Genomic DNA, 20590 nt, shown 5'->3' with positions numbered 1-20590 from the left:
TGTCCATGACCACAGCGGCTTTGCGCTTGGCGGTCCAGCGTTTGACGGTGGGTTCGTTGCTCATTTCGTCCTCCTGATGGCTGCACTATAGCCTGTGCAGCTCTGGAGGGGGTCACTTCAAAACGGCAAAAAGCACTGCTTAACTATAGGGAGCCCACGGGAGCATGTGTCAGGCGAATACCATCACTGACAGTCAAGTGAATATCATCGCCGTACAGTCAGGCGAATAATATTTACTGCACACCAAAATGAAGATTCTTTGATTCGCGCTTCAAGGCGAAATTTATATAAGATATTGCTGAATTCCTGGGAACAACTACGCCATCTGAAAATATAAAAACCTCTTTCCCCTTGTATGCTCTCGAAGCGTTGTACTGAAGGTCGTAAACGAAACTCCTCCTGTTAGAGTAATATTTCATTATCTCATCAACAGCATCGTATGAGACAATCCATTTTACTCTTTCCATTTCTTGCACAACGCCTGCAATTCTCTCATGATCACCAGGCTTATAGTGATTTAAGTAAAGCCTATTAGATTTGTTAAAATACGGCGGATCTATGTAAATTAAAGATTTCTCAGGCAAGGATTTAACATCATTGCTGAAAAAAATCTCAGCGTCTTTGTTATATAAAGACACTGCATGCTTTAGGGATGCTATCACTTCAATCCTTTCTATTAGATCACGCTTTGAAAAACGCGCATCCAACTTCCACTTACCATTTTGGCTCAGTCCACCAATGACGCCGCCACCTAGAACTCCAGACCGATTCGTCCGGTTCAAATAAAAAGTAGCAAAACCTACTTCAATCAGGGTATGGTTTTCTGGATTCCGTAAAATCTCACGCTGAACAAGCCACTCCTCAATATTTAACACGCAGCTAGATATTTTATTACAAAACTCTTCTGTAAAATTAAGTATAGCACTCCAGAAACAATATATATGGTAAGAAGAGTCATTTAAGTGCACATGTTCCACATCACCACTGACGAGCAACTCCATCGCCACGCCTGCCCCACCAGCATATGGCTCAATATAATGTCCACCATCCAGGCCATTTGAAAGAATAATTTCTCGGATAAAGGGCGTTAGTTTTTGCTTCCCACCAGGATATCTTAGTGGAGTCTTGTTTCTAGACATAGAAATCACTTATTCATATGATCAAGCAATGGAAAAATATTTGAAAATAACACCGGTATATCCGAAGAGCTCACCATAAAGGATGTATTGTGCACCAACTGATTCATGGAGGTCAATGACAAAATCCCATCTTTACGTTGGATTTCAGTCAAAGCCCCGTGTAGCACTTTCAACATTTGCTTATCCGCGTTATTTTGAGTCAAGTGCGAAACGATATCTCTCAAAACTTCTACCAAAGGACGCTCCATACCATTAGCTTTTAATAGTTTTGGAGAATTTGGTTGATCTTCGTAATCTTGGCAGTAAGCTTTAGCTGAAATTTCAAACATAGCCCTTAACAAAAAACAGAACGCAATCGGGTTATCTTTCAGCTTCAGCTTAAGACTCTCTTTTTTAATAGACTCTAGCTTGGATCTATTAGGACCATATACTTTCAGAGATCTTAACGCTTTCTTTACTGTCCGTTCATCATCTATGGCTGTTGTTTTTACCTTGCTTTTACCACCACCGTTTTCAGGCTCTGGTTTTGCGGCATCTGGCTTAGGCTTAACTGTACCCTCCTGCACAGCGCTCAGAGAGCCACTGGGTTCTACATTTTCCACTTCTCCGTTTCTATGTCCTGCCATATTATCAACGGCCGGGCTATCTTGCGAGCTACCATTTTTTTCATCAGACTCAGAAGCTGACGGCAATGGTGGCACACCAAACCTTAAGGCGAAGTCGCTGGAGTCCCTTATCACAGGAAAAGTAAGCGATTCAATACCAACAGCATGAATAATCGCCTCAAGAGATTTCCTGTTTTTTATATTTGGGTACTTTCTAGATAAGTCTGCGCTCGATGATACAGCGAATCTTTTGGAAACTCTTTTAATGGCTTCATCTAAAACCGATAGATTAAAACGACCACTCCATAGAGTTTTTTGTTCCAATGTAAGATTAGCGCCATGCTCAAGATATTTTTCCAACAAATCTAGCGCAACCTCAGGCGCCCCATTTTTATCTCGATTATGACGCGCCCTAGCTACCGCCTCCCAATTATTTCGCCCTGCCTTAGTTCCCTTGCCATGTGTCAAAGTTACAATTTTATCTACTAGCACCGCATCGGCTTCATTATAAATGGCGCAAGGGACAGAAAAATTTTCTGAAAGCCAGCTTTCCTCTAGTCCTTCAATTCTTTCTTCAATTCGAGCCGGCAAATCAAACTGATTTCCGTCAATCTGCTTGAGTATTATCTTTAATGCTGCAACACGGCGATTACCCTCTTTGACAATCTTCCCCGAAGAATTTTCTAAGACAATTATATTCTCTGTTGGCAAATAGCCATCATCAAGCAAGCTTTCCATAAGCCCCCAGAAATAATCAGGACTTATTGAAATCATGGCTCGAATAGCCTCTACTTCATTTTTCTGCGGTACCGTACGAAAATTATACAGATCAATCAAGAGGTCTTTTACCGGCAATGATTTTGCATCCGCCACCTTTGTCTCTCCCCTTTCTTAAGTTATGTTATGAAAGAATTTGAAGATTTATATTCAACACGCTACCGCCCGGGGATGACATCCTTTCCCTGCGACAGCCCTGTCTGCGTTGTACTACCTGTTCTATCGGCGGTCGTCTCAGCGACCTTAACCTGAGTTAACTAAACCCTGTAACGAAATGCAAAGAAAAAGGGCCTACCCTTTGGTAGACCCTTGATCTCGGTCAGCTTAGCCGCGTCAGGCGTTCTGCCTAGACGTGCCTCACTCCCACTCAATCGTCGCGGGCGGCTTGCTGCTGACGTCGTAGGTCACTCGGGAGACGCCGCGGATCTCGTTGATAATGCGGTTGGAAACCTTTTCAAGCAAGTCGTATGGGAGATGAGCCCAGCGTGCGGTCATGAAGTCGATGGTTTCCACGGCGCGCAGGGCGATGACCCATTCGTAGCGGCGGCCGTCGCCGACCACGCCGACGGATTTGACCGGCAGGAATACGGCGAAGGCCTGGCTGGTCTTGTGGTACCAGTCGGCGTTGTGCAGTTCCTCGATGAAGATGGCGTCGGCTTCGCGCAGGATGTCGGCGTACTCCTTCTTCACTTCGCCGAGGATGCGCACGCCCAGGCCCGGCCCCGGGAAGGGGTGGCGGTAGACCATGTCGTAGGGCAGGCCGAGTTCCAGGCCGAGCTTGCGCACTTCGTCCTTGAACAGTTCGCGCAGCGGTTCGACCAGCTGCAGCTTCATGGTTTCGGGCAGGCCGCCGACGTTGTGGTGCGACTTGATCACGTGGGCTTTGCCGGTCTTGCTGGCGGCGGATTCGATCACGTCGGGATAAATGGTGCCCTGGGCCAGGAAGTCGACGCCTTCGATCTTGCTGGCCTCTTCATCGAACACGTCGATGAAGGTGTTGCCGATGATCTTGCGCTTGGCCTCCGGGTCGTTCTCGCCTTCCAGCTTGGAGAGGAACAGTTCCTCGGCGTCCACGCGGATCACCTTCACGCCCATGTGGCGGGCGAAGGTTTCCATCACCTGGTCGCCTTCGTTCTTGCGCAGCAGGCCGTTGTCGACGAACACGCAGGTGAGCTGGTCGCCGATGGCGCGGTGCAGCAGCGCGGCCACCACCGAGGAGTCCACGCCGCCGGAGAGGCCGAGCAGCACGTGGCGGTCGCCGACCTGGTCGCGCACGCGGGCGATCTGGTCTTCGATGATGCGCGCCGGGGTCCACAGCTTCTCGGCGCCGCAGATGCCGACGACGAAGTGCTCGAGGATGCGCATGCCCTGCAGGGTGTGGGTCACCTCGGGGTGGAACTGCACGGCGTAGAAGCGCTTCTCCGGCCAGGTCATGGCGGCCACGGGGCAGCTCGGGGTCGAGGCGGTCACGGTGAAGGGCTCCGGCGCGCGGGCCACCTTGTCGCCGTGGCTCATCCACACGTCGAGCAGCGCCTTGCCGTCGTGGTCCACGTGGTCCTTGATGTCGCGGAACAGGTCGTCGCTGCCGTCGATCTTGACCTGGGCGTAGCCGAACTCCTGCTTGTTGGAGCCTTCCACGGCACCGCCGAGCTGCACCGCCATGGTCTGCATGCCGTAGCAGATGCCCAGCACCGGCAGGCCCATCTCGAACACGCACTCGGGCGCGCGGGGCGAGCCGGCCGCCACGGTGGATTCCGGGCCGCCGGAGAGGATGATGCCGTTGGGGGCGTATTCGCGGATCTCTTCCTCGGTGATGTCGAAGGCACGCACTTCGGAGTACACGCCGATCTCGCGCACGCGGCGAGCGATCAGTTGGGTGTACTGGGAGCCGAAGTCGAGGATGAGGATCTTGTGGGCGTGAATGTCGGTCATCTGGGCGTCTCTACTGGCAGCGTATGGCGGCGGGCCGGATGCAAAAGCGTGCGGCGGGATGATACCCGCCGCGTCTGTCTCTTACGAGCTGGCGGTTAACCAGCCCTATAATTGGGCGCTTCTTTCGTGATCTGCACATCATGCACGTGCGATTCGGCGAAGCCGGCCCCGGTGATCTTCACGAACTCCGGCTTGGTGCGCATCTCCTGGATGTCGCGGCAGCCGGTGTAGCCCATGGAGGCGCGCAGGCCGCCCATCAGCTGGTGGACGATGGCGCTCATCACGCCCTTGTAGGCCACGCGGCCTTCGATGCCTTCCGGCACCAGCTTCTCAGCGCCGCTGTCCTTGTCCTGGAAGTAGCGATCGGCGCTGCCCTGACTCTGGGCCATGGCGCCCATGGAGCCCATGCCGCGGTAGGCCTTGTAGGTACGGCCCTGGAACAGTTCGACTTCGCCCGGGGCTTCCTCGGTGCCGGCCAGCAGGCCGCCCACCATGATCGCGCTGGCGCCGGCGGCAATGGCCTTGGCCAGATCGCCGGAGAAGCGTACGCCACCATCGGCGATCAGCGGGATGTCGTATTCCTTGAGCGCCTCGGCGACGTTGGAAACGGCGGTGATCTGCGGCACGCCCACGCCTGCCACCACGCGGGTGGTGCAAATGGAGCCGGGGCCGATGCCCACCTTCACGCCGTCGGCGCCGGCTTCGGCCAGCGCCCGGGCGGCGGCGGCGGTGGCGATGTTACCGCCCACCACCTGGATGTGCGGGTAGTGCTCCTTGACCCAGGCGACGCGATCGATCACGCCCTTGGAGTGACCGTGGGCGGTGTCGACGATGACCAAGTCCACGCCGGCTTCGGCCAGGGCGGCCACGCGGTCGGGGGTCTCCGGGCCGGTGCCCACCGCGGCGCCCACCAGCAGACGGCCGTCAGCGTCCTTGGCGGCGTTGGGGAAGGTGCGTGCCTTCTCGATATCCTGGAAGGTGACCAGGCCGCGCAGGTGGAAAGCGTTATCCACCACCAGCATCTTCTCGACCCGGTGCTCCTGCATCTTGGCCTTGATCACGTCGAGCTCGGTGCCTTCGGGCACCGTCACCAGGCGCTCACGCGGGGTCATGATGTCAGCCACGCGGTCGCCGTGGTTGGGCTGGAAGCGCATGTCGCGCTCGGTCACGATCCCCACCAGGGTTTCGCCCTCTACCACCGGGAAGCCGGAGAAGCCGTACTCCTGGGCCATGGTCAGCAGGTCTTCGAGCTTGGCCTTGGGCCCGACGGTGACCGGGTCCTTGACGATCACGCTCTCGTGCTTCTTGACCTTGCGCACTTCGGCGGCCTGGGCGGCAACGGTCATGTTCTTGTGGATGATGCCGATGCCGCCTTCCTGGGCCATGGCGATGGCCAGGCGGGCTTCGGTCACGGTATCCATGGCGGCGGAAACGAGGGGGATGTTGAGGTAGAGGTTGCGGGTCAGGCGGGTCCGTAGGCTGACGTCCTTGGGCAGGACCTCCGAGTAGCCGGGTAGGAGTAATACGTCGTCGAACGTAAGAGCTTCTTGGGCCATACGTAACATAGTCGGCAACACCCAGTGCTGGTGGGGAAGTGGGGGAAAGTTAATCGACCATTATAGCGCCCGGCCCAATGCCCGGGCAATGCGAGCCCTCACTCCCGGTTCCTGCTTTGCGACAGGATTGGACGGGCTTTCGCCCAATCCTAATTACCCTTCGAAACAGTCCGAAACCGACTTTGACTTACAGCGGCAGAAACGTGATCTAGCTTGATGGGTGCACGACGGGTCCACTCACGAACAGGAGTGACGACATGAACTGGGACCAGATCGCAGGCAAATGGAAGGAACTCAAGGGAAGAGCCCGTTCCAGCTGGGGTGAACTCAGCGACGACGAGCTGGATCGGATCGGCGGCAGGAAAGACGAGCTGATCGGCCGTATCCAGCAGCGCTATGGCCTGGAGCGCGAGGAAGCGGAACGCCAGGTCGACGATTGGGCGCGAAATCTGTAAGCGGTTCCCTCAGGCGCAACGCCTAGGTCCAAGGAAGACAGTCTTAAGGAGAGAGAAAATGCAGAAGCGTGCACTCACTATCGCAATCACCGCCATCGCAGGCAGCCTCGCTCTTGGTACACAAGCCATTGCACAGGACGACCCGCAAGCGGCACAGGGCCTCTATTCCGCCGATGCCATCATCGGTGCCGATGTCTATCACGCCAACGACCCCGACGAGGAAGTCGGCAACGTCGAGAACATCCTGCTGGATGACCAGGGCCAAGTGAGCGCCCTGATCGTCAATGCCGGTGGCCTGTGGGGCATGGGCGGCGACGAGGTAGTCGTCGGTATCGAGCATTTCACCATGGAAACCGACCGTGACGACGATGGTGTCTTCGGTCAGGACGACGTGACTCACCGTATCCTGGTCGACGCCAGCGAGGATGAGCTCGAGAACTTCCCCGAATACGACGAGCAGTGGTTCAACGAGGAGCGCGAGCGTCGCGCCGCTGATCAGGATGGCGAAGGCGTCTGGCAGACCACCGGTACCGCCGGCACCGGCGCCGTGGGTGACGACGGCGACACGGCCTTCCGCGACGGTGAAGCCGACGGCGACGTGGTCGGTGACACCGATGGTGTGAACGACAACGGCAACGACGCCGAGTACACCGATGAGGACATCGAGGACGATTTCGACTGAATCATTTTGATTGTCCCTCCCCATGACGCAACTTGCGCCGGGTCTTCCCGGCGCTTTTTTCGTCTGGCGCCGGGCCGCTCCCCCGCCTCCCGACTGCGCACCCGGCCATGCCAGCCCTACCGTGCTAGAGTGTGGCTTTCCGCCAGTTCGCTGGCATTCACAGGCCCAGGGATCGCCGCATGCCCCACTCCACCGATACCGCGCTTTCCGTCAGCGAAGTGAACCGCCGTGCCCGGTTGCTGCTCGAACAGGGCATCGGCGAGGTGTGGGTCGAGGGTGAGCTTTCCGGCGTCTCGCGGCCGGCCTCGGGGCACGTCTACTTCACGCTCAAGGACAGCTCGGCGCAGTTGCGCTGTGCGCTGTTCCGCAACCGCGCGCGCTTCGTTGCAGCCCCGATGCGCGACGGTGACAGTGTGCGGGTGCGCGGGCGAGTGTCGCTGTTCGAGCCGCGCGGCGACTACCAGTTGATCGCCGAGGCGGTGCAGCCGGCCGGCGAAGGCGAACTCCTGCTCGCCCTGGAACGGCTCAAGCAACGGCTCGCCGCCGAGGGCGTGTTTGCCAATGCGCGTTCCCTGCCCTGCCCGCCCCGCCACCTGCTGGTACTCACCTCGCCCAGCGGTGCGGCGATCCGCGACGTGCTGGCGGTGCTCACCGCGCGCTGGCCGCTGGCCCGGGTCACGCTGATCACGGTACCCGTGCAGGGTCGCGAGGCCGCCCCGGCCCTGATCGCCGCCTTGGGGTTGCTCAACCGCCAGCAGGCGCTGGACCCGAGCCGCGACGTGGTGCTGGTCACTCGCGGCGGCGGCAGCCTGGAGGACCTGTGGGCGTTCAACGACGAGCATCTGGCGCGGGCGATCTTCCATTCGCGCCTGCCGGTGATGTCGGCGGTGGGTCACGAGGTCGACATCACCCTGTCGGATCTGGCCGCCGACGTTCGCGCCCCCACGCCCTCCGCCGCCGCCGAGATGCTGGTACCGGATCGCCGTGACCTAACGCGCCGCCTGGTCGGGCTGGAGCGCCAGCTGTCGCGTTGTGCCCAGGCGCGACTCGAGCGCGAGGGCCAGCGGCTGGACCATCTGCGCGCACGGCTGCGCCACCCCGGCGAGGTATTGACCCGCCAGCGCCAAACGCTGGGCGAACTGGAAGCCCGCCTGCAACGGGCCATGCACGCACGATCGACGGCGGAACGCCGGCAGTTGGGCCATCTGCAGCGGCGCATGGCGAGCTGCCATCCGGGACGCGAAGTCGAGCGAGCGACAAACCGTTTGGCCAAGGCACGAACGCGCCTCGAGCAGGCCATGCAGCGCGACATGGCACGCCAGCGCGAACGCCTGGCCGGGCTGGCGCGGCAGCTACAGGCGGTGAGCCCGCTGGCAGTACTGGGGCGCGGCTACGCCATCCTGCAGGACGACTCAGGCAAGGTGATGCGGCGGGCAGCCGACACCCAGCCCGGCCAGGCGCTGACTGCGCGGCTGGGCGAAGGGCGCCTGAGAGTGGAGGTGAAGCGCCGCCTGAAATGAAGAGAGCGCCTGTGGCAGGCACTCTCGGAGTCAGGTTGGCGGGTGTCACTCCGGCTTGAAGGTGCTCGGCTCCAGCTCGTGGCGTGCCAGCAGCTTGTAGAAGTCGGTGCGGTTGCGCCCGGCGATGCGTGCCGCCTGGGTCACGTTGCCCTCGGTGATCTTGAGCACCTTGACCAGATAGCTGCGCTCGAACCCGGCGCGGGCATCGTTGAAGGTGGGCAGCGCGCAGTCTTCCGCGACCAGCGCCTGGGCCACCAGGGCCTCGGGGATCATCGGCGAACGGGTCAGCGCCACGCACTGCTCCACCACGTTGACCAGTTGGCGCACGTTGCCGGGCCAGGCACTGGTGGCCAGCAGGTTGAGCGCCTCCGGCGAAAATCCTTTGACGAACGGCTTGTGCCGCTCCGCCGCCTGGGCCACCAGGTGACGCGCCAGCAGCGGCACGTCCTCGGCGCGATCCTTGAGCGCCGGCAGCCTCAGGTTGACCACGTTGAGACGGTAGAAGAAGTCCTCGCGGAACTCGCCCTGATGCATCGCCTGGCTGAGATCGCGATGGGTGGCGGAGAGAATGCGCACGTTGACCGGGATCGACTGGGTCGAGCCCAGCGGACGGATCTGGCGCTCCTGTAGCGCACGCAGCAGCTTGACCTGCAGCGGCAGCGGCATGTCGCCGATCTCGTCGAGGAACAGGGTGCCACCGTCGGCCGCCTGGAACAGGCCCTTGTGGTCGCTCACCGCGCCGGTGAAGGCACCCTTGGAGTGACCAAAGAGTTCGCTCTCCAGCAGTTGCTCGGGCAGCGCGCCGCAGTTGATCGCCACGAACGGCTTGCTGGCCCGCGGGCTGGCGTCGTGAATGGCTCGCGCCAGCAGCTCCTTGCCCGAGCCGGAGGGGCCGGTGATCAGCACGCTGACATCCGAAGCAGCCACCATGCGTGCCTGCTCCAGCACCCGCTCCATTTCGGGGCTGCGGGTGATGATGTTGGCCCGCCAGGCGTCGTCGTTGCCACTGCTGCCCGCCGGCGTGTGGGCCAGCGCCTCGTCGATGGCGCTGAACAGCTCGTCGCGGTCCACCGGCTTGGTGAGGAAGCTGAACACACCCTGCTGGGTGGCGCTGACGGCGTCTGGGATGGAGCCATGGGCGGTCAGAATGATGACCGGCAGCCCCGGCACTTCGCGCTGGATCGCCTGGAACAGGGCGAGACCATCCATCTCGTCCATGCGCAGGTCGGAAAGCACGATGTCGGGGCGTTCGGCCTCCAGCCGGCGCAGCGCCTCCGCACCACTCTCGGCGGTAGTCACCCGGTAGCCGCGACTCTCCAGGCGCATGCCCAGTAGACGCAACAGGCTGACGTCGTCGTCGACCAGCAAAATATGAGCATTGCCTGACTTCGCACCCGAGGTGCGAGTCGCGGGCCTGCGCGCCTCATTCCTGCGTGTATCGGTCAATCGAGCCGCTTCCATCACGTCCATCTCCCTTCATCGCTCAGGGCGATTGCTGTCGCAGGTTCATGTTCTGCTCGATGGCGGTGAGCGCTTCGAGCTTTTCGGCAAGCTCGGCGTTCTCTTGTTGTAATGAAACCGCCTGAGCGCGTGCATTCGACCCCTGGCTTGCCAGGGACCGCCGCCCCTCCAGTTCATTGCGCCAGTATCGCAGTAGCGGTTGGAGGTCGGCCGGCGCGGCGTGCGTATACTCCCGGTAGAGTTCCGTGGCCTGCCGCCATTCCCGCTCGTTGCCCCAGGCCAGTATTACGGCGCGGGCCAGTTCCCGCTCGGCCTCGCTTCTGCCCGGCGCGGCATCGAGTTCCATCATGGTCTGGCTGCGCCACTCCCTGTCGCCACGCTGCGAGGCCAGGCTAAAGGCCACCCAGTTGTGCAGCAGGCAGGCTTCGTCCTCGAACGTCGGCTCTCCCGCATGGCAGGCCACCGCTGCCGACGTCTCCTCCGCTTCCCTCCCGAGCATGGCGTGCTCGGGCAGCAACTCGCAGCCGCCCAGGAGGACGGCTAGTCCGATAATGGTCAGTGCCTTTCTCGTACCGGTTCTTGCACCGGTCTTTGCCATGGTTCTTACACCGAAGGTCTCAGTCCCCTTCATCGTTTCTCGCTCCTTGCGTCAATGCCCAGTTCGACGGGCTCGATATTATTATCATCTCTGGTCAGGGGCACCGCCTGGCGCGGCAGTGTCAGGCGGAAGCACACGTCAAACTCCCTGTCTTCGATCAGCGTCAAACCACCGCTCTGGATACGCGCGCAGTCGGCGGCCACCGAAAGCCCGATGCCCGAGCCCTTGAGCGGCCCTTTGCGTCGCGAACGGCCCTGGTAGAAGGGCTCGAACAGCCGTGGACGGTCGTGTTCATCAATGGGCTCGCCGGTATTGGCGACATCGAGAATGAGGTTATCGCGTCCGGCATGGGCGCGAATCAACAGCTCGCCGCCATCCTCGCCGTAGGCAATGGCGTTGGAGACAAGGTTGTCGAGAATGCGACCCACGGCGGTGCGATCCACCACCCACTCCAGCGGACCGTCGAAGGCGGTCACCCGCATGCCTTTGTTCTCCAGCGCCAGGCGGTGCTTGGCCAGTGTCGTCTTGACCAGCGTCGCCAGATCCACCCGCGCGAGGGTAATGCGCTGGTTATGCTGTAGCAGGTTGTAGTCGAGCAGCTGTTCGATCAGTCGCTGCAATTCGCGGCCGCTGGAGTCGATCAACGTCAGGATTTCGCGTTGGCGGGGGCTCAGTTCTCCGGCCACGCCATCGGCCAGCAGGGCCGAGCCTTCGCGTACGCTGGCGAGCGGTGTCTTGAGTTCGTGAGACATGTGGCGCAGGAATTGCTGCTTCTGCGCCTCAAGATCGCTGAGCCGCGTCGAGAGCCAGTCGAGCCGGTCGCCGAGCTGAACCAGTTCGGCGGGCCCCTGGATGGTGTCGCGATCGTTGGTTTCCACGCCGCTGCCGATACTGAGAATACGGCGCTCCAACTGGCGTACCGGGCGAATGATCAGCCAGCTGAACAGCAGCATGAGCAACAGGCTGGCCGACACCAGCGCCGTGGTTTGCAACCACAGCCGCGACTGTACGTCCTGCGCCCGGGCACTGATCATCTCGATGGTGGCATCGATCTGGCGATTGGTGGCCCGTCGCATCGATTCGGTGTGTTCGGCGAAGGGCACGAATAGCGCCAGCCAGACGTCGAGTTCCTCGGCATCCAGCTCCGGTAATTGTGACAGCAGCATCAGTTGCTCTTCCAGGGCCACGACATCGGGATCGTTGGGCAGGAAGCGGCGCTGTTGCGCCAGCAGTTCATGGAATTCCGAATGACGCTCGGCATAAAGCTCGAGCAGGCTCTCCTGCTCTAGCACCGCATACTGGCGCGCGCTGCGCTCCATCTCGACGGCGAGGTTCCCCAGTACGCGGGCACGCCGGCTCTCCTCCACCGCCTGGCGTGCGCTGACATCCGCCAGGCGCGAAAGCTCGGAAAGCGCCTGGCCGGCCTGATACATCAGGACTCCCAGCGGTAACATGACGACAAGAAATGCCAACAGTACGAGCTGCAGCAATGAGCGTGGACGCCAGCGGCGCGAGACCCGTTTGGTCATGACCAATGTTCTATTCAGGAGAGGGTAAGAAACCACCATGGCACATACCTGAAGGATAACAGAGTTCCACACTCAACTAACGTCCCGTTCAACGTTCCTGTCGGAAAAAAAAGAGGCCGGCTGGTGCCGGCCCAAGTACGCAGGGAACTGAAGGGTTGAAAATATGGGCATCGTTCGCCTGGTCGAGCCATGTCCCATACTTTCAGTGGGCCCGAAGGCCCCGAAGCTCCGTTGCCGACCCTATGCCACCAGGAGCTGCCGGTACGGTGAGCGGCAAGCCGCTCTGCTTCGTGCTCTGTTTGCCACCATCGCTGCGTAAAACACACCAGCGCTGGGGCCGAATTCGATCCCCCGAAGGGGATGAGGCATCCTTGCCAGGGCATCCTTGCCCAACTGGTACCTTTCCTTGCCTATCGGCGGTACCCGTCTCATCGCAACCTAAGTTACACATCGCGGAGCGAACGTTGATCATCTCGATGCCCGGGTTGCACAGGGCATGGGGGGTGGTGGTCCCCGAGCCTCTCGACGATCCGAAGTGATTCGAGCCGTTTGAATCACTTCTTTCGTTGCTCACCTAACCTATTGCCAGGAGCATGCCAGGAATTTTACTAAATCATAAAATTCAACAACTTATTGTCATAAAAAAGTTGGCACATCGATCCCGGACGACAAAACAGGGTTAAAAGCGCCAAATAACCTCACTTTTTGTCATCCTTTGGCGACACCTTTTCCGAAGCTCTATCGCAAGACATGCATAAACAATGAGTTAGCGTGTAGCTTTTTTGAGACAAGACAATGAACAGCGTTGCTCCAAAGCGACAGCCGCCGCCCGGAGCCAGGTTCAGGCGGCGGCAAGCTTGCAGCGCCTCATGCGAGGGGTTTGACGAGGATCTTCGACTTGCGGGCATGGTTGTAGGTATCGCGCCGCAGCGGCGGCAGCGATTCGATATCCGAAGAACGAAAGCCGTGCTCGACGAACCAGTGTGCGGTATGGGTAGTCAACACGAACAGCGAAGCAAGCCCGAGCCGTCGCGCCCGCCGCTCGATTCCCGAGAGTAGCAGCGAGCCTCGCTCTCCGCCGCGGTAGTCGACATGGATGGCCAGGCAGGCCAGCTCGCCCATCTCGGCCTCGGCAAAGCGATGCAACGCCGCGCAGCCGATGACCATGCCATCCCGCTCGATGACCAGGTAGTCATCGATTTCGTGCTCCAGGCGCTCGCGCGAGCGCGGCACCAGCATGCCGCGACGCTCCAGCGGTTCCAACAGCTCCAGCAGGCCGCCGATGTCGCCGAGTTCGGCCGGACGCAGTTGCTCATAGCGGTGCCGGGTAATCATGGTGCCGACGCCGTCGCGGGTGAACAGCTCGCCCAGCAAGGCATCGTGGTCATGCCACGAGAGCAGGTGCGTGCGGGCCACGCCATTACGCGCAGCGGCGCAGGCCACGGCAATGTGGCGTGCCTGCTCGCTGCCCGGCTCGGCCTGGTTCAGCAGCGGTTCGGCCTCGTCGGGCGTGAGCTGGCGCTGCATGGCGCCGTTCTCGTCGTAGAGCCCGGCCGCCTCGCCCAGCAGGATCAGCTTGTCGGCAGCCAGCGCCATGGCCGCGTGCTGGGCCACCTCGGCGGCGTCCAGATCGAACACTTCACCAGTGCTGGAGAAACCCAGCGGCGGCAGCAGCACCAGTGAGCCGCGGTCGAGCAGTCCCTGCACCGCCGAGACCCGCACCCGGCGCACCTCACCGCTATGATCGTAGTCGACGCCTTCGCGTACGCCCAGCGGTTTGGCCATTACCAGGTTGCCGGACACGGCGGTCAGCTCCACCCCATGCAGCGGGGTGTTGGGCAGCCCCAACGACAGCCGCGCCTCGAGCCACAGCCGCTGCTCGGCGGCAACCCTCTCGACACAGGTCATGATCGCCTCGTCCGCCACCCAGCGCCCATTGTGGCGCTGCGGTACGATCTTCGCCTCGGCGAGCGCCTGCTCCACCTGGGGGCGAATACCGAATACCACCACCAGGCGCACCCCGAGGGTATGCAGCAGCGCCAGATCCTGGATCAACTGCTCGCCTCGGCCTCGCGCCATGGCCTCGCCCTCGATCAGGATCACGAAGGTTCGGCCCCGGTGCGCATTGATATAAGGCGAGGAATTGCGGAACCAGTCGACGAAGGGGAAACGAGTATCCAAGGCCGCTCTCCGGCAGCAGGTGAAAAAGGAGGCTGTCTTACATTCGACTATATCAGAGCGACGAAAACGGCGGCACCACTGCCGTGGTACCGCCGATTCGGGCTTCGGCAGGATGCCCCTACGACACTCTCGACGCTAAGGTGTTGGCTCGTAGCTCGTAGCTCGCCCTTACCCGAAAATTCCCTTGAACATGAAGAAGAACAATATTGCCAGCCCCGCCCCGGCCGGCAGGGTAATCAGCCACGACATGACGATGGTGCCGATCACGCGCAGGTTGAGCGCTGCCATGCCGCGCGCCAGCCCCACACCCAGCACCGCGCCGACCAGGGTATGAGTGGTGGAGATCGGCAGCCCGGTACCCGAGGCCAGCACCACGGTGGTAGCGGCGGCCAGGGTGGCGGCAAAGCCGCGGCTGGGGGTCAGCTCGGTGATGCCGGTGCCCACGGTAGCGATCACCTTGTGGCCGTAGGTGACCAGGCCGGCGACAATGCCGCCACCGCCGAGCACCAGCACCCACCAGGGCACCAGCGCGGCACTGTCGATCACGCCGTCGCTGCGCACCACGCTGATCACTGCCGCGAGCGGGCCGACGGCGTTGGCCACGTCGTTGGAGCCATGGGCGAAGGCCATGGCACAGGCGGTGAAGATCATCAGCACGCCGAACACGCGCTCCACACTGCCGTAGCCGAACTGGTCGCCGATGCGCCGCTCCCCCTTGACGCGGTTCTCCATGACGATGCCGATGCCCATGATGCCGATGCCCAGTAGCACCGAGAGCATGAAGCTCTGGGCGAAGGTAAATTCCAGCCCCACATGGGTGAGGCCCTTGGTCAGGGTCACCATGGAGACGATGAAGCCGACCAGGAAGATATAGAACGGCACGGTACGCTTGGCCGCGGCGAAAGGATCCTTGGCCTCAAAGATCAGGTACTGCACCGACTTGAACAGCAGGAAGGAGATGGCACCGGCCAGCAGTGGCGAGACCACCCAGCTCGAGGCGATGGTACCGACCCGGTTCCAGGCCACCGCCTCCATGCCCAGCCCTACCGCACCAAAGCCGACGATGGCGCCGACGATGGAGTGGGTGGTGGAAACCGGCCAGCCCTTGGCCGAGGCGATCAGCAACCACAGGGCGGCGGCGAGCAGGGCCGAGAGCATGCCATAGACGAGCAGCTCGGGGTTGGCCTGCAGCAACACAGGATCGACGATACCGCCGCGAATGGTGGCGGTGACCTCGCCGCCAGCCAGCCAGGCGCCGAGGAACTCGAAGACCACGGCAATGATGATCGCCTGCTTGATGGTGATGGCCTTGGAGCCCACCGAGGTGCCCATGGCGTTGGCGACGTCGTTGGCGCCCACGCCCCAGGCCATGAAGAAGCCGAAGAGGCAGGCCAGGATGATGAAGATTTCACCGTGCTGCGCAATGATCGACATAGGGGTTGGTTCCTATGTGGCTGTCAGGTTATGGGCACATCGCCCCGGGATCGCCGGTGGCGGTGTCCTACCGGGCAGTGAGTATCTGCAGGCGGCTGCCGACGCGTTCGGCACGGTCGGAGAGCTCCCCGACCCAATCGATGATCTTGTAGAGGAAGACCACATCCACCGGCTTGAGCCGATCCTCGAGATCGAAGAGCAGACGGCGAATAGCAATCTGCTGTTGATCGGCCCGCTGCTCGAGAATGTGCAGCTCACGGATCAGGTTGAGCATCACGTTGGATGCGTGGCGACCGAAGCCCGACTCGAGCAGGTCCTGCAGCTCTTCCAGGGCCTGGCGCGCCTGGGACACGCAGGCTACGGCGGTATGCATGTAGTCGCGCATGGGCTGGGCCAGCTCGGAGGGAACCTGCATACGGCGTCCGAGCATGATGCCGGTGATGTCACGCACCTTGTTGGCGATCTTGTCCTGTACAGTGATCAAGTCGAGAAGGTCGGTGCGGGAAACGGGCAGGAATAGCGTATTGGGCAGGTTGAGGCGCAGCTCGGTCTTGAGGCTATCGGCCTCGTGCTCCAACCGCGTGATGGTCTCGCGGATCTTGGTGGCTTCTTCCCAGTCGCCCGGGAGCGAGGCCTCGAAGAAAGGCAGCAGTTGGTCGGCACACTCGTTGGCCTTGGCGATATGGGCCAACAGGGGCTGGAACGGAGAGCGGCCGAACATCGCCGAAAAGGGGTTGGGTTTGACCATGGAGTAGGATGCGCTTGTGAAATGGCGGCGCCAGTATAAAGAATGGCACCCTGTCACGTCATGGAAATATTCTCGTCATACGGTAGGCCCAGCCGCAGGGCCCCATCCAGGCAGCAAAGTAGGGAAAGGTAAGCAGGAAGAGACATGAGCCATGAGATCGAGATGAAGCTGGCCCTGGGCGAAACCGGCCCGGAACGGCTGCTGCAGCACCCCTTCCTGCGCGGCGGGGTGGACGAGGCCCAGCGCTTGGCCAACACCTACTTCGACACGCCCGCGGGCGAGTTGGAGACGGCGCGCATGGCACTACGCCTGCGCCGCCGCAACGACGCCTGGGTACAGACCCTGAAGGCCAGCGGCGAAGGCAGCGGCGGCTACAGCCGGCGGCGCGAATGGGAGTGGCCGGTGGCGGGCGGCAGCCTCGACCGCACCGGGCTCGCCACCCTGCCACCCATGGCCGCGCTGGGAGAGGGGGTGCTGGCGCGCCTCGAACCGCGCTTCGCCACCGACTTCGAGCGCCGCGCCTGGCATCTGGAGCTGGCCGAAGCCACCATCGAGGTGGCGTTGGACCAGGGCGAGATTCGTGCCGCTGGCCGCCGTGTGCCGATCCATGAGCTGGAGCTGGAACTCAAGGACGGCGACCCACAGGCGCTGTGGAGCCTGGCGCTGGCCTTCGCCGAGACGGTGCCCCTGCGCCCCGCCGATGCCAGCAAGGCCGTTCGCGGCAGCGCCCTGCTCAACGGTCAATGGAAGCTGCCCGGGGGCACGGCGAAAAGCGAGCGGCTGCATCGTGCCATTCTGGCCCTGGACGCCTTCACCGATACCGGCGACGATGCCTGGAAAGCCACGGCCAGGGAGGCGCTGGAGGCACTGGCCACGGAGGGCAACGCCGAGGCCAGCCAACTTGCCGCCATGCTGGAGCGAGCCGACTGGCTCGATCTCGACTTTGGCCGCACGTCGCTGCGGCTGGCGCATCGCCTGGCGTCCTCATGAGGGCAACGAGAGCCAAGGCAACGTGAGCGATAACAAGGGCTACGCCATGCAGGGGACGAGGGAATGACCGAACCGTTTCGGCCGGCCGGCGAAGGGCTGCGCACACGCCTGTTCCAGATCATCTTCGAATCCGACACTCCGCTGGCCAAGGGCTTCGATATCGCCCTGATCGTGACGATCCTGGCCAGCGTGCTGGTGGTGATGCTCGACTCCGTCGATCACTTGAGCGCCGCCCATGGAGAGTGGTTCTACTGGCTGGAGTGGGGGTTCACCATCGTCTTTACCATCGAACTCCTGGTTCGCATCTATATTCTCGACAAGCCACTGCGCTACCTGCGCAGCTTCTACGGCATGATCGATCTCGTAGCGATATTGCCGACCTGGCTGATGCTGCTCGTTCCCGGCACCCAGACCCTGGTGATCGTGCGCCTGCTGCGCGTGCTGCGAATCTTCCGCGTGCTGCGCCTGATGCAGTTCGTCGGTGAAGGACGCCTGCTGGTGGGGGCGCTGAAGAACAGCGTGCGTCAGATCTTCCTGTTCCTGTTCACGGTGTTCCTGCTGGTAACCCTGTTCGCCGCACTGGTCTACATGATCGAGCCCGCCGAGGCCGGTTTCACCAGCATTCCCATGGCGATCTACTGGGCCATCGTCACCCTGACCACGGTGGGCTATGGCGACATCGTGCCCATCACGCCCCTCGGCCAGGCGATCTCCACCCTGGTCATGCTGATCGGCTATTCGATCATCGCCGTGCCCACCGGGGTATTCTCCGCCGAGGTGATTCGCTCGATTCGCGCCGACCGCTACTCCGATCAGGCCTGCCCGGGCTGCGGCCACGACCGCCATGAAAAAAGAGCGCTCTACTGCCTCAAGTGCGGCACCTGGCTGGACGAGGAGACGCAAGACCCGAACAGGCCGCTGGAGAACGGCAAAAGGTAGCATCAGCTGCGGAACGGCGCCAGGTCGCCGCGTCCTTCGCGCACGATGGTCGGCGGCAGCTCGCGCAGGTCGATCACGCTGGTGGCCTCCAAGTGGCAGGCGCCGCCATCGATGATCAGGTCCAGATGGGCGCCGAAGCGGTCGCGGATCTCTTCCGGGTCGGTCATCGGCAGTTCCTCACCCACCGGGATCAGCGTCACGCTCATCAGCGGCTCGCCCAACGCGTCGAGCAACGCCCGGGTGATGCTGTGGTCGGGCACACGCACGCCGATCGAGCGCCGCTTGGGGTGCAGCAGCAGGCGAGGCACCTCTGAGGTGGCGTTGAGGATGAAGGTGTAAGCACCCGGCGTGTTGGCCTTGAGCAGGCGGAACACGCTGTTGTCGACCTTGGCGTAGGTGCCGATGTCGGAGAGATCCGAGCACACCAAGGTAAAGTTGTGCTTGTCGTCCAGCGAGCGCAGCCACTTGATCTTCTCGATCGCCTTCTTGTCGCCCAGATGGCAGCCCAGCGCATAGCCGGAGTCGGTGGGATAGGCGACCACCCCGCCCTGGCGCACGATCTGCACTGCCTGATCGATCAGGCGCTTCTGCGGATTCTCGGGGTGGATCTGGAAGAACTGACTCATGATGGAATTCCCTGACGTTAGCGATTCTTGCGGCCACTCTTGTTGCCCACTATAGCGCGCCGGGGGTGGGTGCGTCGCAACCCGCCGCGACGAAGCCGGCCAGCCGCGGGTGGGTCCATACCGGCGGCACGGCGGTGCGCGGCACCGGGCTCATGCTGCCCGGCGCCAGGTGTCCACCGGGAAAATGGAAGTCGCTGCCGAGCGAGGCATACAGCCCCCTTTCGTCGAGCTGCCGCGCCAGGTCGCGGGTAACATCGGCATTCTGAAAGCCGCTGACCAGCTCGGCGGCCTGGCCGCCGGCAGCGGCAAAGTCATCCAGCAACTGGCCACGCTTGCGCCGGGTCAGACCATGGCGCAGGGGGTGGGCGAGCACCGCCACGCCGCCCGCCTCGACCACCCAGCCCACTACCTCGTCCAGCGCCGGCCAGTGCGCCTTGACGTCGCCCGCCTTGCCACTGCCCAGGTGCTTGCGAAACGCCGTGGCCATGTCGGGTACCAGCCCCGCCGCCACCAGTGCCCGGGCGAAGTCGGGACGGCCCAGCGGACGGTGGGGGCCAGCCTGCTCACGCGCCTTGGCCAAGGCATCGCCGAGCCCCAGCTTCTCCATGCGTTCGGCGATCACCTCGGCGCGGGCCTCGCGGGCCCGGGCCTGGGCCTTCAGCCCCTCCTCCAGCGCCCCGCTGACGCCCTGGGGAAGCAGCGCGACGACATGGATGCCCACGCCCTGCCAGCGGGTCGAGAGTTCGGCCGCCGGCAGCAGGCATACACCCAGCCGGGCGGCGGCCTCGCCGGCCTCGTTCACGCCGGCCATGGTGTCATGATCGGCCAGGGCCATCAGCCGCACGCTGCGCGCGGCGCACAGGGAGACCACCTCGGCGGGAGCCAGGGCACCATCCGAGGCGGTGGAATGCATGTGAAGATCGATACCGAGGGGACCAGGATCGCCGGCGAAACGCTCGGGCAGGGAGGGCAATGGCATGACGCAAGCAAGCAACTTTGTCAAAATGATGGCCCCATGGTGCGCGTCCGGCGACGGTCGGTCAACGCACGGTTGGAGTCTGCGGTGATACCGCGCTGCCCCGAGGAACGCTGCGATGCTGTATGCAATCATCAGTGAAGACGTGAAGAACAGCCTGGAGCGGCGTCTGGCCGCCCGCCCCGATCACCTGGCCCGTCTTGAGAAGCTGCGCGACGACGGCCGCCTGGTACTGGTCGGCCCCCATCCGGCGGTGGATGCCGAGGACCCCGGTGAAGCCGGTTTTACCGGTAGCCTGGTGGTGGCGGAGTTTGACAGCCTCGAGACCGCCCGCGCCTGGGCCGACGCCGACCCCTACGTGATCGCCGGCGTCTACGCCAAGGTGACGGTGAAACCGTTCAAGAAAGTGCTGCCCTGAAGGCCAGCGTAAAAGAGCCCCGAA

General features: G+C 61.9%; 18 protein-coding genes. 6 read left to right on the top strand and 12 right to left on the bottom strand.

From position 1 onward, the window contains the following. Positions 1 to 233 precede the first annotated feature (233 nt). The 4 genes from HOP51_RS12375 to guaB all read right to left on the bottom strand — a co-directional run bounded on the left by HOP51_RS12375 (position 234) and on the right by guaB (position 6018). On the bottom strand, positions 234 to 1139 hold the full coding sequence (locus HOP51_RS12375; RefSeq protein ID WP_234274197.1) for a DNA adenine methylase: 906 nt from the start codon (positions 1137 to 1139) through the stop codon (positions 234 to 236). A gap of 5 nt (positions 1140 to 1144) precedes the next feature. Further along, positions 1145 to 2617: a hypothetical protein gene (locus HOP51_RS12370; protein ID WP_234274196.1), complete on the bottom strand. Its 1473-nt coding sequence runs from the start codon at positions 2615 to 2617 to the stop codon at positions 1145 to 1147. 261 nt (positions 2618 to 2878) lie between these two features. Beyond that, positions 2879 to 4453 (bottom strand): glutamine-hydrolyzing GMP synthase, encoded by a 1575-nt coding sequence (gene guaA, locus HOP51_RS12365; RefSeq protein WP_234274195.1) that lies wholly within the window; start codon positions 4451 to 4453, stop codon positions 2879 to 2881. A gap of 95 nt (positions 4454 to 4548) precedes the next feature. Further along, the gene (gene guaB, locus HOP51_RS12360; RefSeq protein ID WP_234274194.1) at positions 4549 to 6018 is read right to left on the bottom strand and encodes an IMP dehydrogenase; all 1470 of its coding nucleotides are present in this window, start codon (positions 6016 to 6018) and stop codon (positions 4549 to 4551) included. A gap of 248 nt (positions 6019 to 6266) precedes the next feature. Between guaB and HOP51_RS12355 the strand changes: the two genes are divergently transcribed. The 3 genes from HOP51_RS12355 (at position 6267) to xseA (ending at position 8666) form a co-directional block, all read left to right on the top strand. Further along, positions 6267 to 6464, top strand: coding sequence for a CsbD family protein (locus HOP51_RS12355; RefSeq protein ID WP_234274193.1), 198 nt, complete (start codon positions 6267 to 6269; stop codon positions 6462 to 6464). Between the two features lie 58 nt (positions 6465 to 6522). After that, a complete protein-coding gene (locus HOP51_RS12350) occupies positions 6523 to 7146 on the top strand; it encodes a PRC-barrel domain-containing protein (RefSeq protein WP_234274192.1) in 624 nt (207 codons plus the stop codon). A gap of 179 nt (positions 7147 to 7325) precedes the next feature. After that, positions 7326 to 8666 (top strand): exodeoxyribonuclease VII large subunit, encoded by a 1341-nt coding sequence (xseA, locus tag HOP51_RS12345; protein ID WP_234274191.1) that lies wholly within the window; start codon positions 7326 to 7328, stop codon positions 8664 to 8666. Positions 8667 to 8711: 45 nt separating this feature from the next. Here xseA and glrR read toward each other — a convergent pair whose 3' ends face one another. The 6 genes from glrR to HOP51_RS12315 form a co-directional block, all read right to left on the bottom strand. Continuing rightward, positions 8712 to 9992: a two-component system response regulator GlrR gene (glrR, locus tag HOP51_RS12340; protein ID WP_234274209.1), complete on the bottom strand. Its 1281-nt coding sequence runs from the start codon at positions 9990 to 9992 to the stop codon at positions 8712 to 8714. A 157-nt stretch (positions 9993 to 10149) separates the two neighbouring features. Next, positions 10150 to 10758, bottom strand: a complete 609-nt coding sequence (locus tag HOP51_RS12335; protein ID WP_234274190.1) for a hypothetical protein — start codon at positions 10756 to 10758, stop codon at positions 10150 to 10152. Then, positions 10755 to 12254 (bottom strand): sensor histidine kinase, encoded by a 1500-nt coding sequence (locus tag HOP51_RS12330; RefSeq protein ID WP_234274189.1) that lies wholly within the window; start codon positions 12252 to 12254, stop codon positions 10755 to 10757. Before HOP51_RS12330 ends, HOP51_RS12335 begins: the two co-directional genes overlap by 4 nt. A gap of 867 nt (positions 12255 to 13121) precedes the next feature. After that, positions 13122 to 14435, bottom strand: a complete 1314-nt coding sequence (gene argA / locus HOP51_RS12325; protein WP_234274188.1) for an amino-acid N-acetyltransferase — start codon at positions 14433 to 14435, stop codon at positions 13122 to 13124. 168 nt (positions 14436 to 14603) lie between these two features. Further along, complete coding sequence (locus HOP51_RS12320; RefSeq protein ID WP_234274187.1) at positions 14604 to 15869, bottom strand: inorganic phosphate transporter; 1266 nt, start codon at positions 15867 to 15869, stop codon at positions 14604 to 14606. A 67-nt stretch (positions 15870 to 15936) separates the two neighbouring features. Next, entirely contained in the window at positions 15937 to 16617 is a 681-nt protein-coding gene (locus HOP51_RS12315) for a TIGR00153 family protein (protein WP_234274186.1), read from the bottom strand. A 144-nt stretch (positions 16618 to 16761) separates the two neighbouring features. Between HOP51_RS12315 and HOP51_RS12310 the strand changes: the two genes are divergently transcribed. Beyond that, a complete protein-coding gene (locus HOP51_RS12310) occupies positions 16762 to 17607 on the top strand; it encodes a CYTH domain-containing protein (protein WP_234274185.1) in 846 nt (281 codons plus the stop codon). A gap of 63 nt (positions 17608 to 17670) precedes the next feature. Next, complete coding sequence (locus HOP51_RS12305; protein WP_234274184.1) at positions 17671 to 18546, top strand: ion transporter; 876 nt, start codon at positions 17671 to 17673, stop codon at positions 18544 to 18546. A gap of 2 nt (positions 18547 to 18548) precedes the next feature. Here HOP51_RS12305 and HOP51_RS12300 read toward each other — a convergent pair whose 3' ends face one another. Next, on the bottom strand, positions 18549 to 19172 hold the full coding sequence (locus HOP51_RS12300; protein WP_234274183.1) for an L-threonylcarbamoyladenylate synthase: 624 nt from the start codon (positions 19170 to 19172) through the stop codon (positions 18549 to 18551). Positions 19173 to 19221: 49 nt separating this feature from the next. Further along, the gene (locus HOP51_RS12295) at positions 19222 to 20151 is read right to left on the bottom strand and encodes a PHP domain-containing protein (RefSeq protein WP_234274182.1); all 930 of its coding nucleotides are present in this window, start codon (positions 20149 to 20151) and stop codon (positions 19222 to 19224) included. A 115-nt stretch (positions 20152 to 20266) separates the two neighbouring features. On the opposite strand from HOP51_RS12295, the gene HOP51_RS12290 reads away from it, so the two are divergent. Further along, the gene (locus HOP51_RS12290; protein ID WP_159549145.1) at positions 20267 to 20566 is read left to right on the top strand and encodes a YciI family protein; all 300 of its coding nucleotides are present in this window, start codon (positions 20267 to 20269) and stop codon (positions 20564 to 20566) included. Positions 20567 to 20590: the final 24 nt, after the last annotated feature.

This window comes from Billgrantia zhangzhouensis (genome assembly GCF_021404465.1).
GTDB lineage: Bacteria > Pseudomonadota > Gammaproteobacteria > Pseudomonadales > Halomonadaceae > Halomonas > Halomonas zhangzhouensis.
The sequence above is the reverse complement of the archived record's forward strand: the minus strand, read 5'-3'. Positions and strand labels throughout refer to the sequence as shown.

Excerpts from the sequence above, each read along its gene's own strand:
- HOP51_RS12310 (WP_234274185.1), top strand. The coding sequence starts at position 16,762 with ATGAGCCATGAGATCGAGATGAAGCTGGCCCTGGGCGAAACCGGCCCG.
- HOP51_RS12295 (WP_234274182.1), bottom strand. The coding sequence starts at position 20,151 with ATGCCATTGCCCTCCCTGCCCGAGCGTTTCGCCGGCGATCCTGGTCCC.
- HOP51_RS12305 (WP_234274184.1), top strand. The coding sequence starts at position 17,671 with ATGACCGAACCGTTTCGGCCGGCCGGCGAAGGGCTGCGCACACGCCTG.
- HOP51_RS12350 (WP_234274192.1), top strand. The coding sequence starts at position 6,523 with ATGCAGAAGCGTGCACTCACTATCGCAATCACCGCCATCGCAGGCAGC.
- HOP51_RS12355 (WP_234274193.1), top strand. The coding sequence starts at position 6,267 with ATGAACTGGGACCAGATCGCAGGCAAATGGAAGGAACTCAAGGGAAGA.
- HOP51_RS12290 (WP_159549145.1), top strand. The coding sequence starts at position 20,267 with ATGCTGTATGCAATCATCAGTGAAGACGTGAAGAACAGCCTGGAGCGG.
- HOP51_RS12300 (WP_234274183.1), bottom strand. The coding sequence starts at position 19,172 with ATGAGTCAGTTCTTCCAGATCCACCCCGAGAATCCGCAGAAGCGCCTG.
- HOP51_RS12330 (WP_234274189.1), bottom strand. The coding sequence starts at position 12,254 with ATGACCAAACGGGTCTCGCGCCGCTGGCGTCCACGCTCATTGCTGCAG.
- HOP51_RS12375 (WP_234274197.1), bottom strand. The coding sequence starts at position 1,139 with ATGTCTAGAAACAAGACTCCACTAAGATATCCTGGTGGGAAGCAAAAA.
- guaB (WP_234274194.1), bottom strand. The coding sequence starts at position 6,018 with ATGTTACGTATGGCCCAAGAAGCTCTTACGTTCGACGACGTATTACTC.
- xseA (WP_234274191.1), top strand. The coding sequence starts at position 7,326 with ATGCCCCACTCCACCGATACCGCGCTTTCCGTCAGCGAAGTGAACCGC.
- HOP51_RS12320 (WP_234274187.1), bottom strand. The coding sequence starts at position 15,869 with ATGTCGATCATTGCGCAGCACGGTGAAATCTTCATCATCCTGGCCTGC.
- guaA (WP_234274195.1), bottom strand. The coding sequence starts at position 4,453 with ATGACCGACATTCACGCCCACAAGATCCTCATCCTCGACTTCGGCTCC.
- HOP51_RS12335 (WP_234274190.1), bottom strand. The coding sequence starts at position 10,758 with ATGAAGGGGACTGAGACCTTCGGTGTAAGAACCATGGCAAAGACCGGT.
- glrR (WP_234274209.1), bottom strand. The coding sequence starts at position 9,992 with ATGCGCCTGGAGAGTCGCGGCTACCGGGTGACTACCGCCGAGAGTGGT.
- HOP51_RS12315 (WP_234274186.1), bottom strand. The coding sequence starts at position 16,617 with ATGGTCAAACCCAACCCCTTTTCGGCGATGTTCGGCCGCTCTCCGTTC.